Annotated in this window: 13 protein-coding genes; 3 read left to right on the plus strand and 10 right to left on the minus strand. The window is 64.2% G+C overall.

Annotation, left to right across the window (positions count from 1 at the left end; all coding sequences use genetic code 11):
* Nucleotides 1-13: 13 nt before the first annotated feature.
* Nucleotides 14-2416 carry an EAL domain-containing protein gene (locus DEIPE_RS14590; RefSeq protein WP_015236740.1) on the minus strand — a complete coding sequence of 801 codons (2403 nt, stop codon included), beginning with the start codon at nucleotides 2414-2416 and terminating at the stop codon, nucleotides 14-16.
* Between the two features lie 174 nt (nucleotides 2417-2590).
* On the opposite strand from DEIPE_RS14590, the gene DEIPE_RS14595 reads away from it, so the two are divergent.
* Both DEIPE_RS14595 and DEIPE_RS14600 read left to right on the plus strand, forming a co-directional pair.
* On the plus strand, nucleotides 2591-3829 hold the full coding sequence (locus DEIPE_RS14595) for a 23S rRNA (cytosine(2499)-C(5))-methyltransferase (protein ID WP_015236741.1): 1239 nt from the start codon (nucleotides 2591-2593) through the stop codon (nucleotides 3827-3829).
* A 110-nt stretch (nucleotides 3830-3939) separates the two neighbouring features.
* Nucleotides 3940-4128 (plus strand): hypothetical protein, encoded by a 189-nt coding sequence (locus tag DEIPE_RS14600; RefSeq protein WP_015236742.1) that lies wholly within the window; start codon nucleotides 3940-3942, stop codon nucleotides 4126-4128.
* Between the two features lie 88 nt (nucleotides 4129-4216).
* Here the strand turns inward: DEIPE_RS14600 and DEIPE_RS14605 are convergent, their stop codons facing one another.
* The 6 genes from DEIPE_RS14605 to DEIPE_RS14630 all read right to left on the minus strand — a co-directional run bounded on the left by DEIPE_RS14605 (nucleotide 4217) and on the right by DEIPE_RS14630 (nucleotide 9110).
* Nucleotides 4217-5065: a stalk domain-containing protein gene (locus DEIPE_RS14605; RefSeq protein ID WP_015236743.1), complete on the minus strand. Its 849-nt coding sequence runs from the start codon at nucleotides 5063-5065 to the stop codon at nucleotides 4217-4219.
* Between the two features lie 124 nt (nucleotides 5066-5189).
* On the minus strand, nucleotides 5190-6308 hold the full coding sequence (locus DEIPE_RS14610; protein WP_083865828.1) for a mechanosensitive ion channel family protein: 1119 nt from the start codon (nucleotides 6306-6308) through the stop codon (nucleotides 5190-5192).
* 151 nt (nucleotides 6309-6459) lie between these two features.
* A complete protein-coding gene (locus tag DEIPE_RS14615; protein WP_015236745.1) occupies nucleotides 6460-6735 on the minus strand; it encodes a hypothetical protein in 276 nt (91 codons plus the stop codon).
* Nucleotide 6736: 1 nt separating this feature from the next.
* A complete protein-coding gene (locus tag DEIPE_RS14620) occupies nucleotides 6737-7426 on the minus strand; it encodes a Crp/Fnr family transcriptional regulator (protein WP_015236746.1) in 690 nt (229 codons plus the stop codon).
* 73 nt (nucleotides 7427-7499) lie between these two features.
* Complete coding sequence (locus tag DEIPE_RS14625; protein ID WP_015236747.1) at nucleotides 7500-8123, minus strand: DNA-3-methyladenine glycosylase family protein; 624 nt, start codon at nucleotides 8121-8123, stop codon at nucleotides 7500-7502.
* Between the two features lie 201 nt (nucleotides 8124-8324).
* Nucleotides 8325-9110, minus strand: coding sequence for a TVP38/TMEM64 family protein (locus tag DEIPE_RS14630; protein ID WP_052326715.1), 786 nt, complete (start codon nucleotides 9108-9110; stop codon nucleotides 8325-8327).
* Between the two features lie 218 nt (nucleotides 9111-9328).
* Here DEIPE_RS14630 and DEIPE_RS14635 point away from each other — a divergent pair, with 218 nt between their 5' ends.
* The gene (locus DEIPE_RS14635; RefSeq protein WP_015236749.1) at nucleotides 9329-10615 is read left to right on the plus strand and encodes an LCP family protein; all 1287 of its coding nucleotides are present in this window, start codon (nucleotides 9329-9331) and stop codon (nucleotides 10613-10615) included.
* Nucleotides 10616-10706: 91 nt separating this feature from the next.
* Here DEIPE_RS14635 and tmpR read toward each other — a convergent pair whose 3' ends face one another.
* The 3 genes from tmpR to DEIPE_RS14650 are packed head-to-tail and all read right to left on the minus strand — an operon-like array spanning nucleotide 10707 to nucleotide 12620.
* On the minus strand, nucleotides 10707-11444 hold the full coding sequence (gene tmpR / locus DEIPE_RS14640) for a bifunctional dihydropteridine reductase/dihydrofolate reductase TmpR (protein WP_015236750.1): 738 nt from the start codon (nucleotides 11442-11444) through the stop codon (nucleotides 10707-10709).
* The gene (locus tag DEIPE_RS14645; RefSeq protein WP_015236751.1) at nucleotides 11410-11832 is read right to left on the minus strand and encodes an NUDIX domain-containing protein; all 423 of its coding nucleotides are present in this window, start codon (nucleotides 11830-11832) and stop codon (nucleotides 11410-11412) included. Before DEIPE_RS14645 ends, tmpR begins: the two co-directional genes overlap by 35 nt.
* Nucleotides 11829-12620 (minus strand): CDP-alcohol phosphatidyltransferase family protein, encoded by a 792-nt coding sequence (locus tag DEIPE_RS14650; RefSeq protein ID WP_015236752.1) that lies wholly within the window; start codon nucleotides 12618-12620, stop codon nucleotides 11829-11831. The genes DEIPE_RS14645 and DEIPE_RS14650 overlap by 4 nt, the downstream gene beginning before the upstream one ends.
* Nucleotides 12621-12678: the final 58 nt, after the last annotated feature.

The following is a 12678-nucleotide window of genomic DNA, read 5'->3' on the forward strand; positions in this document are numbered from 1 at the left end:
GCAAGCTGAGGGCTCAGTCGGCCGCTCGGCCTCCCCCGGACAAGCCGAGCACCTCTTGCGCCTGCGCGGCGGGCAGGGGGCGCATCAGGTAGTAGCCCTGGGCAAAATTACATTCCAGTGACTGCAGCATGTCCCACTGGGCCTGGGTTTCGACGCCTTCGGCGATCACCTGCAGTCCCAGGCCCTGAGCGAGCTTGACGGCCGCTTCGATCAGCAGGTGCGAACGCCTTGCGCCGCCTTCGGCGCTCAGTTGAGTCTGCACGAACGAGCGGTCGATTTTCAGGTCGTCGAAGGGCAGGCGTTGCAGCAGGCTTAGGCTGGAGTGGCCGGTGCCGAAGTCGTCCATGGCCAGGCGAACACCGAGCGCGCGGAGCTGTTTCAACTGGGTCATGGCCCGCTCCACGTTGCCCATGACCAGACTTTCGGTGAGTTCCAGCGTGAGCCGTGAGGGCGCCAGGCCGCTCAGATGCAGCGCCTGCCGGACGCTGCCCACGAAATTGGGTTGCTCGAACTGGAGCGGTGAGACGTTCACCGAAATTCCGGGGGCAAGTTGACACCCGCTCCAGGCGGCGGCCTGCAGGCAGGCTTCGCGCAGCACCCATTCGCCGATGGGCACGATCAGACCCGAATCCTCGGCCAGTGGAATGAACGCACCAGGAGGCACCAGGCCCCGCACAGGGTGTTGCCAGCGCACCAGTGCCTCGAAGCCGACCAGGGCGCCACTTTGCACGTCGAACTGTCCCTGGTAGTGCAGGACCAGCTGCCTTTCTCGCAGCGCGCCGCGCAGCTCGCGCTCCAGTTCGAGGCGTTCGAGTTCCCCTTCGGCCATGGTGCGCTCGAATCGGCGAACGACGCCTCGACCTTCACGCTTGGCGCGGTACATCGCAATGTCGGCGTGACGTTGCAAGGTTTCGACGTCGTGGCCGTCGCCGGGTGCCAGCGCGATGCCTACCGAGGCGGTGACGTGCAGCTCACGTCCCTGTAGTTCGAACGGTGCCGCGAGTGACGTCAGCAGCTTGCGGGCCACCCGCTCGGCGTTTTCCGCATTGCGGACCTGGTGCAGCAGCACGGTGAACTCGTCACCGCCCATGCGGGCCACTAGGTCGGCGCCGCGCACGCTGGCGCACAGCCTCATGGCGACCTGCTGCAGCAACTCGTCTCCTACCGCGTGCCCCAGGCTGTCGTTGATCTGTTTGAAACGGTCAAGGTCCACGAACAGAACGGCTTGCTGGCCGTTCTGACCAAGAAGCAGACGCCGCAGTTCCTGCTGAAAATACGCACGGTTGGCCAGTCCGGTCAGCGGATCATGCATTGCCTGATGCGACAGGTGACGCTGTGCTTCCTGCAGGGCCAGGTTCATCTGCGCGAGCTCGACATTGCGCAGACGCTCGACCTCGGCTTCCCGTTTGAGCAGCTCGACGCGGACTTGTGCGGAAAGTGCGCGGGTTTTATGGTCGGCATCGCGGGCGTGCACAATACGTTCCAGCTGATGGTGGGCGCGGGCGTGTTCGAGCGCGCCCACCAGGTCGCCTTGCGCTTCAAGGACCCGCGACAGCCACTCGTGAATCTGGGCCGCCTGGGTTTTGGTGCCGATTTCCTGGGCCAGCTTCAGGGCGTCTGCCAGTTCGGTGGTCGCGCCTGAAACGTCGTTCAGTGCGAAGCGCGCCGCGCCGCGAACCATCATCACCTGACAGATATAGTCACGGTCGCCGATGTCATGCATGTGTGGCAGCACGTCCTGGCATTCCTGCAGGGCCTCGCCCGCACGTCCAAGCTCCAGCAGGTTACGCGCCCGGTAGGTTCGAATCACTCCCTCGTACTGTCTGAGGCCAAGCTCGCGGACCCGTTCGAGGGCTTCCTGGCTCAGTGCGAATGACTCGGCAAAGCGGCCCAGTTTGAAGTAGTCCATGACGGCGCTGCTCATGGTGGCGGCCTCATAGATCGGGTGGCCTGACGAGCGCGCGCTGGTCATGGCGTCAAGGTGCAGTGTCAGGGCCTGTTCGGGTTCGTCGAGTTCGGCGTGAATGGCGGCAATATTGGAAACGGCACGAATCCGGCCCCACTCGTCGCCGAGCTCCTGCGCGAGACGCAGGCTCTCCAGAAAAAACTCCATTGCCTCGCCGTAATCACCAGTTTTTTGATGGGCCAGGCCCATGCCGTTCAGACAGCGTGCTTCCAGGGCGTGGGCACCGATGCTGCGTGCCTGCGCGAGCGCTTCGGTGAAGCCGGAGCGCGCCGCCGGGTAATCGGCCATGAAAAAGTCACAGCCGGCCAGCAGGCAGGTGGCCGTTACCAGCGAATGTTGGTCGCCATTGATCTCAGCAGCGCCGCGCACGCCGTGCAGCAGCTCACGTGCACGGCGTGGATCGCTGAGAACCAGCGGTTCGGCTTGCTCTAATAAGGCAGCAGTTTCCACGACCTCTTTAGTCTATGTTTGACTTTCTGTCATAAATCTTTCACCCCTGGGTTTGTCCGGTGACCTGCCAACGGGCAAGCTCCCGAGACTGCGACACGTTGTGGTGTTGCCTGGTGTGCTTGCCCATTTCCACCCGGCTTCAGGCGGTTTCTGTCTGGCATGCTGGACATGACGATGAACACTTCTCAAGGCACCACCGGGCACCCGCCGCAACCACGCCTGCGCCTGCGTGTCTCGGCCCCGGCGCAGGCGCGTTTGCGCGCCGGACATCCCTGGCTTTACTCCGACAGTATCCGTGAACAGAATCGGCCCGGCGAACTGGGCGAATTGGGCGTGGTGTTCGACCGTCAGGACCGCTTTCTGGCCATCGGCCTGTTCGACCCCACCTCACCGCTGCGCCTGCGGGTGCTGCACGCGGGCAGGCCGCAGACCATCGACGCCGAGTGGTGGTCGAGGCACCTGGAAGCGGCCCTGCAGCGGCGTGAAAGTCTGTTCGACGAAGCCACCGACGGCTACCGGCTGCTGAACGGTGAAAGTGACGGCTGGCCGGGCCTGGTGCTTGACCGCTATGCGGACACGCTGGTGCTCAAGGTCTACACGGCCGCGTGGTTTGCCCATTGGCCGACCGTGCGCGCGCTGCTGGGGGCGCGCTTTCCGGCGGCGCGGCTGGTGTTGCGGCTCAGCCGTAACATTCAGGACCTGGCCCGCGAGCAGTTCGGCCTGCACGATGGCATGCTGCTGCAAGGCAACGTCCCGGAGGGGCCGCTGCTTTTTCGCGAATCGGGCATTCTCTTCGAAGCCGAGGTGCTGCGCGGTCAAAAGACCGGCTTTTTTCTGGACCAGCGTCACAATCGCCGTCTGGTGGAAGAGCTGTCCGCCGGTCGGCGCGTCCTGAATGCCTTCAGCTTTTCCGGCGGGTTCTCGCTGTACGCCGCGCGCGGCGGCGCGTCCTCGGTGGTGAGCCTGGATATCAGCGCGCACGCCCTCGCGAGTGCCAGGCGCAACTTCGCCCTCAACGCGAGCGACGCGCGGATTGCAGCCTGTCATCACCAGACGGTGCAGGCCGACGTGTTCGAGTGGTTGCAAGACGCAAATGCGAATGACCCTTTCGACCTGATCGTTCTGGACCCGCCTTCCCTGGCCAAACGCGAGGACGAACGTCTACAGGCCATTCGGGCTTATGAACGGCTGGTCGAGGGTGCGCTGCGCCGCTTGAACAGGGGGGGCGTGCTGCTGGCGGCGTCGTGCTCCGCGCATGTCTCCCCAGAGGAATTTTTCGATGCCGTACGCCGCTCTGCCGCTCGCTCCGGGCGAAGGTACACCGAGCTGCGCACGACCGGGCACGCTCCGGATCACCCGGCGACTTTTCGGGAAGCGCACTACCTCAAAGCCATTTACCTGGAATTTTCCTGAAGCGTCCGGTGGCCTGTCGAGTGCAGTACGCGCCGCCTCGGGAGACGACTCCGGGTAAACGATGAAGTGGACCTTCACCATCGAAAGGTCACCCTCGCTAGTCTGGCGGTGTGTACAAGGTCTATGTCAAAGCAGGCGACACCTTCGCTCCGGATGCCGAACACCAAAGTTACCGGGAGGCGCTAGAAGCCTGCGCGATGCCCCACGGCATGACCCGCTACCTTGTCGAGAACGAGAACCGCATCGAGGTCAAGAACCAGAACGGCGAGACGCACTATCTCATCCTCATCGAGGAATGAGGCTTCCGGGGCTGTACGCGACTGACTGGCACAGGACAGCACCCGAATCAGGTCGATTGGGCAGCGTTGGACGGGTGGCCCGGGCTGCTCAGCGACTGCCCGACAGCTCGATGAACATCACCAGCCGGGCTCCCTGAACCTGGGACAGACAGGTAAAGCTGGCGCGTGAGGACTGTCCCTGTACCTCCAGATCAGCGCTGCTGCGCACGCTGTAGACGTTTTCGGGATGCACGAAGACGAATGGACGCGCGGCAAAGGTCGGGGCGCCGCTTCCCAGTTGCTTGGCCACGCCGGACTGGCAGGCCCGCACGACCGTCTCGACGCTGAGGCTCTGCGGATCGACGTCCTCCTGAAAGTTCGAGCGCTCCAGGGCGTCGGTGCGGGAAGGCACATCGCTCTGGATGACGTAGGCACCCGCAGAGCGCGCCGGACCCGTGGTTGCCGGAGCCGGCGCACTGACCACGGGCGCGGCCGTCGCGGTGACCGCCGGTGCGGGCACTGGCTGAACTTCAGGTGTGGCCGGGGCGGGGCTGCTGACCGCAGGGCGCAGCGGGCGTACGGTGACCTGCGATTTGACAGGCTGAACGTTGACGGTCTGGGCCAGATGGCCTGACACGCCGAGCAGGCGCGCCAGATCGGTGTGCGGAGCGAGCAGTGTGCCCTTGGCGTATCCCACGACCTTGCTCAGCGTGACCCGGCGTCCGTCGAGATACGCGGTGGCCGAATTGTTGAGCAGCTTGAGCGATCTGCCCCGCAGGGTAATGATCCATTGCTTGTCTCCGCTCTTTCCGCTGATCTTGCCGCCATACGCCTGCGCAAAATTGAAGGGATTGACGTACTGTACGCTGTTCACGGTATACAGCAGGGGTTGGGTCGACTCGGCGCCGGCCAAGGACAACCCGGCGCTCAGGAGCGCCAACACAAAAAGCCTTTTCATGAAAAAAGCCTACAAGTTGGCATTTATCCGGGCGGCGCAAAGTTGGCATGACTGCAGAGCAGGAGACCAGACGGCAAAGTTGCCACTCCGGACAGGACGCCTCAGGCCAGGCGTCCGGAAGAATTCAGCGCCCCGGCTGTTCACCCTCGCCATCCGGCGGCGAGGACCGCTGGAGTACCCTGGCGTTTTCAAGGTGCAGAACGCGCTGCGGAAAGGGAATCTCGATGCCGGCAGCGTCCAGCGTCCGCTTGGTGGCCTCGAGCACCCGCTGCTGAATCAGCGGGCGCCGTGCGATGCTGTCCTGGGCAATCCAGTAGATCAGATCCAGCTGCACACTGGACTCGCCCAGTTCGACGACCGCGACGCGAGGCGCCGGATCGGACAGCACCAGTTCTTCTTTTTGGAGCACCTGCATGATCACCTCGCGTCCCCGGTCGAGGTCGGCGCGGTAACTGACCCCCAGAGAGGAACGAACGCGCAGTGGTCCGCCGGCCGATAAGTTGACCACGTCGTTCCCGGCAACCTTGCTGTTGGGAATGCTGATGTATTCGTTGTCGCGGGTTCGCAGGCGTGTGGTTCTCAGGGTAAGGCGCTGTACCTGCCCTTCCCACGAGCCCACCCGAATCCAGTCGCCGATGGTGAAGGGACGGTCGAGCAGCAGCGTGATCCCCGAAATCAGATTTGACAGCAGGTCCTGGGCCGCGAAGCCCAGGGCGACTCCGGCGATCCCCAGACCGCCCAGAATCGGCAGCAGATTGATGCCGAACTGCTGAAAGACCAGATAAAGCCCCACGGCAATCCAGACTGCCCGCGCGACGTTCAGGGTCAGCAGGGCCAGGCTGGCGTCGAGGGCGAAGTGCCCCGAGGCGCGGGCCAGCAGGCTGCGCAGCAGGGCCCAGCCGAAGTACAGCAGCAGGATGATCAGGTAGACCCGCAGCAGCGTCACGCTGATCTCGGACGGCAGGGGATACAGGCTGCTGGCCGTGATCAGAAACAGCGTGAGGCAGGTCAGCCGCAGCGCCGTGTCGAGGGCGTGCAGCCAGGCTGGACCAGCTCGGACACGTTTCGAGAGGGAGCGCAGGCCGGCTCTCAGCAGCCGGTAAAGCAGGCTGAACGCAAGGGCGAGCACAACCGTGGACAGCAGCCGCGCTCCCCAGAGAGGAACGATGTCCTGCACGAGCGCCCACGCCAGGCGGCCCTGTTCGGCCAGCACCGTCAGTCCGGGCATGTCATGGAGGCTCATTGCGAAACAGTCTAGAACGAAGTGCCGTCATACCGGCTGGGCTGGGGGGATTGATAAACCCACCACAGGGCGTCAGGCGCAGCAGCCCGCACACCGAACCCACTCAGCGCGTCCCGGACGGATTCGGCACGGTCAGCTTCGTGTGGGGCGGTCAGCCGGGTGGGCGGCCGGCCGCCGTAATTTCCTGACCGATTTCCTGACCGAGTGACTCAATTACCTGAAAAGACCAGCTTCGCGCACCTTCCACCTCAAGAGCAGGTGGATCGACAGACCATCGGGATTGCAGCAGGGCAAGCTTCGGCTGTGCCGGGGACACGAGCAGCTCGCCTCCCTCAAAGCCCGGCAGGGTCGCACAATGGGCAAGGAGAGGACGCAACGTGTGCAGCGCGTCCTCTCCCTGGAGTTCGGTGTACAGCACGAAACGCACTTCAGTGCTCGATGAAGTTTTTCAGCTGCTCCAGCCGCACCACCATGGGTGCCCGCGGACGTGCGATGGCGCCCAGCTGCTTGAGTTTGCCCAGACTGTGGCTGACCGTTTCCCGGGTCGCGCCGACCATACGGGCGATGTCTTCCTGATTGAGTTTCAGATCCAGTTCGACGCCTTGGGGATGGGGTTTACCGAATTCCTTGGCCAGACGGTAGAGCAGGCTGGCAACGCGCTCGGGAGCACTGTAGGCGCTCACTTCGGCGCTCCACGCCTGCGCCTCGAACAGCCGCGCGGCCATCAGGCGGATCAGCTTCATCGCCAGGTCGGGTTTGCTGCCGAGCAGCTTTTGCAGCTCGGCGCGCGGCAGCACGATCAGCGTTGTAGGCTCGACTGCCTCGGCCTGGGTGGGCCGGCGCTCCTCGGGCTCCAGCAGCAATTCGCCAAAGGTATCGTGCTGACCCACTACGCCCAGAATGGCTTCTTTGCCGTTGGGAAACAGCTTGCTGATTTTCACCAGACCGCTTCGAACGAAGAAAAGCGCATCTGCAAGATCGTCCATGCGAAAAATGACTTCGCCCGGCTGGTACGAACGGTAGGGCGTCGAGACGGCCACCCGCTCGAGTTCCGCCAGCTCGAAGTCGGCAAACAGTTCTGTACGCTTGAGGTGCCAGACCAGGCTCGGATAATTCATGGTTGCTTTACTTTATACCGAATCGAAACTTCTTACTCTCGGATTTTGCTCATTTACAATTCACCGCCAACGTTTATGTTTCCTTGCGCTGCGGTTCGTTGTGCAGTGACCACCACAACAGACGCGCGGCCACCGAGCGGTAAGGGCTCCACTTCTGCGCCACTTCCGGCCCGGAGGCCGGTCCGTACAGGGTCCTCACGGCCTTGCGCAGACCCGCGTCTCCCCAGGAAAAAACGTCAGGGCGCCGGAGCGCGAACATCAGGAACATCTCGGCTGTCCAGCGTCCAATGCCGGGAACGGCGGACAGGGCCTCGATCACGGTCTCGTCGTCGCTGCGCGACAGGGCTTCGAAGTCCAGCAGGCCTTCGGCTGCCCGTTGAGCGAGGGTGTGAACCGTGCGTACTTTGGCCCACGACAGACCTCGCGCGCGCAGCTCTTCCGGAGACAGTGAGACCAGCTCGTGCGGGCTCAGAGACGGCGCCACTTCGCGCAGCCGTCCCTCGATGCTGGCCGCCGCCTTGACCGACACCTGCTGACCGACGACCGAGCGGATCAGCGCTGCGAACGGCGTTCCCCGCTCGGGTGGCGGCCACCACGGCTGCACGCCGGGCGTTGCGTCGGCACGCAGCAGCAAGGCGGCCAGCACCGGGTCACGCTGCAGGTGCGCCAGACCGGCAGACAGATCGAAATCACTCATGCTGCGCCGATCATACGGTCTTTTGCTCGCGTGTGGCGCCAGCGACTACGGCCCACTCCGGCACTTTAAAGCGGTTGTCAAAGACATTGATAGGTTTTTGATCAATGTCTTTGACCGAGCGGAGCGAGTGACCTTGACCAGGAGCGGTTGGGAATGGAGTTGATGGAGTGCTTTTCTCCATCAATGAAATGGACAAACGCTCTATTCCTGCGGGAGTGCGCCGTTTCGCAGACGTCGGCGGTCGCGCACGACGTACACGCTGAACAGCACCAGCACCAGCAGCGAGGCCACCACCAGCCCGCCCAGCAGGCGTTTGACATCTGACCCCAGGAAAATCAGCAGCAATGTGACCGGCAGCGTCCCAACGGCTGAAGCCAGCAGGTAGCGCCGGAAGCCCAGCCGTGACAGTCCGGCGACGAAGCTCACCGCGTCAGCCGGAAAGAGCGGCGAGAAACGTGCTGCCACGATGGCCCAGGCTCCGTAACGCTCGACGAAATCCTGCACGGAACGGGCCGTCCGGGGCTTCACGAAACGGTCAACGGCCACTTGCCCGAATGTCCGGCCGATCCAGTAGCCAAAGGCGCAGGCCAGCAGCAGACCTCCCCAGGCCAGCAGTCCGCCCCACAGCGGACCGTAACCCAGCACCGACAGGATCATCAGCGGTAAGGCGGGAATGACGGCCAGTACCACCTGCAACAACTGCAAGGCCAGGATGGTGAGGGGGCCCCAGACGCCCAGCGAGTCGGCCCAGGCACGGATTTGCGCGTCCTCGCCGCTCGCTACGGCCGCGAAGGCTTCTTGCGCGCTTTGCTGCACGGCAGGAACGAAAAAGTACGCTCCCATGATGCCGGAGATCAGGACCAGCAGGGCGGTCCATTCGAGCCAGGGAACGGAGGAAGTCTTCTCCGTTCCCACTTCACGCGGACGCGCGGGGGTCGGAACTTCAGGAACGTTGTCCTGGGAAGGGGGAGCAGGAGAGGGCGCCATGCGTTTCATCGAGGTCTGTTCTGCCGGGGCACGCTTCAGACTAGCGGACCTTTTTGAGAATGGCTGCGAACAGGCACGTCACGATCAGTGTAAAGGACATGCTCCTCGAATCTTGCTCTGATCGCCGGAATGACCGCCTGCTCGGCCGTGTCTCATGAAAAGCAGTCCGCCGCCCATGCTTTGTCGTTCAGCGGGACAGAGCGCGTTACGATGACGGTGTGACTCCCCTGCGTGCCGCCCTGCTCGCCGTCGCGGCTGGCCTGTCCGTTGGACTCGTTTACCTGATTTCCTCCCCGAAACAGCGAACTGCCGCACCGGCCACGTCTGCCCGGCGGGTGCATGCTCCGGCCCAGACGCCCGTCAGGACGCTGGTAGCGCCCGTTCAGGCAGGCGCGGCAGCGGATGAGCAGCCCCTGACCCTTGGGCGTCTGGTGGTCATGCCACGCGCCGCAATTCGTCCGTTGAACATCGCAGTGGCGGGCGTCACCCCGCAATACGCCGGGCCGCGACAGCGTCTGCCCGAAAACTTTCGTGGTCTGACGGATACCCTGCTGCTGGTACAGCTTGACGCGGGCACCAAGACGGTGCGCACGCTCAGTTTTCCGCGCGACACCAGAATTACCCGCCCGGGAGGCGGCTTTATGAAGCTCAATGCCGCGCTGCCCACATTCGGCCCGGACGGTCTGCGCCAAGTGCTCACCGACGTCTCGGGTGTGCCGATCGACGCGTACCTGCTGCTGGGTCTGAACGCGTCCAGACAGCTGACCGACGCCCTTGGCGGCGTCCGCGTGGTCGTACCCAAGGACATGTATTACGACGATCGCGCTGCCGGGCTGCACATTCGCCTGAAACGCGGCCCGCAACGCCTGAACGGTGAGCAGGCAGAAGGGTTTGTTCGTTTCCGTCACGACGCGCTGGGCGATCTTGGCCGCGTGCAGCGTCAGCAGGCATTCATGCGCGCAGTTCTCGCTGAAATGCTCACGCCCGCCGGATTGACCCGACTGCCGGCGCTGGGTGGCGTTCTTGAGCGCAATACCCGCTCGAACGTCACGAGTGAGCACCTCGCGGCCGCCTTTGACCTGCTTCGCCAACGCCCGAAACTGGAGTCATTTACCTTGCCGGGCACCTTTGAAAACACCGGAGGCGCGAGTTACTGGGTGGCAGACCAAGCGAAAGTGGCGGCGTTGTTCACCCGTCATTTCGCTGCCGGCGGGAGCGTCGACTCGAATATCGGTGCGGCCGCACTGGATGTGGCCATCGTGGACGCCGGGGCGGGCACAATGGCCGCCTTGCGAGTCCGTGACCTGTTGCGTGCCCGGGGCTACGCCCGCGCGCGAATTGCACCGGCGGACAGCGAACCTGGCACGACCATCATTCTCGGCCAGCACGATATCGAAGACCTCGAACGGGTCCGGGCAGTGCTGGGACGGGGTGAAAGCCGTCTGAGCGGCGAGGGCGTGCTGGGTGCCGACATCACCATCTGGCTGGGAACGGATGCGCGCTGAAACAAATCGTGACAGATGAGGCTCAGGAACGCCCGGTGTAGGCGCGCCGTGTCGACGCCGGATGTGGGCGCGAGTCACCGGAGGACGTGCTTCACAAGTTCCAGCCTCCGGCGACCTCCAGCACCTGGCCAGTGACGTAGTCGCTGGCGCGCACAAAGGTCAACACGGCGTCTGAAAGCTCTTCGACCGTGCCGAGCCGTCCGGCGGGAATCTCGGTCAGGGGTTTGGACACGCTTGTTTCGATGACGCCCGGCGAAACGACGTTCGCGCTGATGCCGTGCCCGGCTTCGGTGCGGGCAATCGCGCGCGTCAGAACGATCACACCGCTCTTGGCCGAGGCGTAAGGCACGATGCCGCTGCGTCCCAGCAGGTGCTGTGAGCCTGCGTAACCGAGATTGACAATGCGGCCCCAGCCCAGGGCGCGCATGTGAGGCACCGCAGCCCGGCAGGTGTAAAACGTCGCGCTGAAGTTCGAGTCGAGCATGTCGCGCCATTCTTCCGGCGTGGTTTCCAGCCAGGGTTTCTGAACGTAGTTGCCGACGTTGTTGACCAGCACCCCCAGTCCACCGAACGCTTCGTGGGCCGACTGCACAAGTGCCGCCGCCTGCTGTGGGTCGGTCACGTCAGCCTGCACGGTCGTGGCCTGCGCGCCCGACTCGCGCGCCAGGCGGGCGGTGTGCTCGGCGGCGTCCTTCGATGAGCGGTAATGCACCACGAGGTCAAAGCCTTCACCCGCGAGGCCCAGGGCAATGGCCCGCCCGATGCCCTGGGCCGACCCGGTCACCAGCGCCGTTTTACGCCCGCTCACGGGCTTGCTCTTCTCTTGCATATTCCACCAGGGTACGCGTGAACGAGTTGAGGGGAAACTCCAGGGCTTCTTCGAGCGTCGCCCAGGCCCACTCGACGATTTCCTCGTTGGGAGTCACCCGCGGGTCATCGGTGCGCGCGAGATAATTCAGCAGCACGAAATGGTCGGGTTTGTAAAACTCGGCACTGTTCAGGGCCTCCTGCACCAGCGCGAAGCGTACATCGGCGAGCATGATCGACACTTCCTCACGAAACTCGCGCAGCAGGGCCGCCTGCAGGGTCTCACCGTACTCGACTTTGCCTCCCGGAACGCCCCAGCTGCCGCGCCATTTGGTGGTGCGCACGATCAGATGACGCCCGTCACACTCGACGAGCGCACCGACCGTGGTGAGCGGACGCGTTGTACTCACCGCTGCCTCCGCAGGTGGGCTTCACGCCACAGTTGCAGCGAGACCAGAGCCAACGCCTGCAGCGGCAGGCTGACGAGGTAGTCCCGTGGTCGGCCTCGCGCGATGCACACGCCTGCGAGTGCCAGCTGGGTGGACAGGCCCAGATTGGCGGCGACGTGAGTGACAACCCGGGGAGTATAGGCCGCGCGGTTTTCTGCTCGGCCCCCGGCGTCCCGAAAGCGCGCTTCGAACACTGGTGCGAGCAGCTTCTCCTGAGGCTCGAAGGAGAAGCGGTACACCGCCTGCAGCAGGTCCAGGGTCGCCGATGACGAATTTTCGTGGGGTTCCGAGCGGAACACTTCGCCGCGCGCTTCACGGTACTCGCGCTCCAGCAGAAAGTCGACGGTGAGCAGCAACTGCAGCAGCACCAGGGCCGGGGCTCCCCAGCGCCGGTCGATGGCCAGCAGCAGCGCCGCATTGACGAGCAGGTCCATTTCGGAGTCGAGGTACCGCCCCAGCGCGCTCGTCTGGCCCGTGGCGCGCGCCAGTTGCCCGTCGGCGTTGTCGAGTACCGTCTTGACCTGCAGCAGCAGCGCGGGAGTCAGGGCCCGGCCCCCTGCGACCTGCCAGGCGGCCAGCAGTCCGAGGGCGGTGTGCGCGAGCACCACGGTCTCAGGCTTCACCCCCGTACGCACCAAGGCGGGCACCAGCAGCTGAGCCAGCGGGCGGTACACGAACTCGTTGAGCACTTCCACTCCCGGGCGCGGTTTGCGTGAATGGCGCAGCCCGGAGAAGGCAGTCGAGAACATGCCCGTCACACTAGCAAGCGTGCTCCTGAAGAGTGCGCGAATGATTGCAGTGTCACCT

It is taken from the genome of Deinococcus peraridilitoris DSM 19664 (assembly GCF_000317835.1).
GTDB lineage: Bacteria > Deinococcota > Deinococci > Deinococcales > Deinococcaceae > Deinococcus_A > Deinococcus_A peraridilitoris.

Excerpts from the sequence above, each read along its gene's own strand:
- DEIPE_RS14595 (WP_015236741.1), top strand. The coding sequence starts at position 2,591 with ATGAACACTTCTCAAGGCACCACCGGGCACCCGCCGCAACCACGCCTG.
- DEIPE_RS14605 (WP_015236743.1), bottom strand. The coding sequence starts at position 5,065 with ATGAAAAGGCTTTTTGTGTTGGCGCTCCTGAGCGCCGGGTTGTCCTTG.
- DEIPE_RS14610 (WP_083865828.1), bottom strand. The coding sequence starts at position 6,308 with ATGAGCCTCCATGACATGCCCGGACTGACGGTGCTGGCCGAACAGGGC.
- DEIPE_RS14620 (WP_015236746.1), bottom strand. The coding sequence starts at position 7,426 with ATGAATTATCCGAGCCTGGTCTGGCACCTCAAGCGTACAGAACTGTTT.
- DEIPE_RS14625 (WP_015236747.1), bottom strand. The coding sequence starts at position 8,123 with ATGAGTGATTTCGATCTGTCTGCCGGTCTGGCGCACCTGCAGCGTGAC.
- DEIPE_RS14630 (WP_052326715.1), bottom strand. The coding sequence starts at position 9,110 with ATGGCGCCCTCTCCTGCTCCCCCTTCCCAGGACAACGTTCCTGAAGTT.
- tmpR (WP_015236750.1), bottom strand. The coding sequence starts at position 11,444 with ATGCAAGAGAAGAGCAAGCCCGTGAGCGGGCGTAAAACGGCGCTGGTG.
- DEIPE_RS14650 (WP_015236752.1), bottom strand. The coding sequence starts at position 12,620 with ATGTTCTCGACTGCCTTCTCCGGGCTGCGCCATTCACGCAAACCGCGC.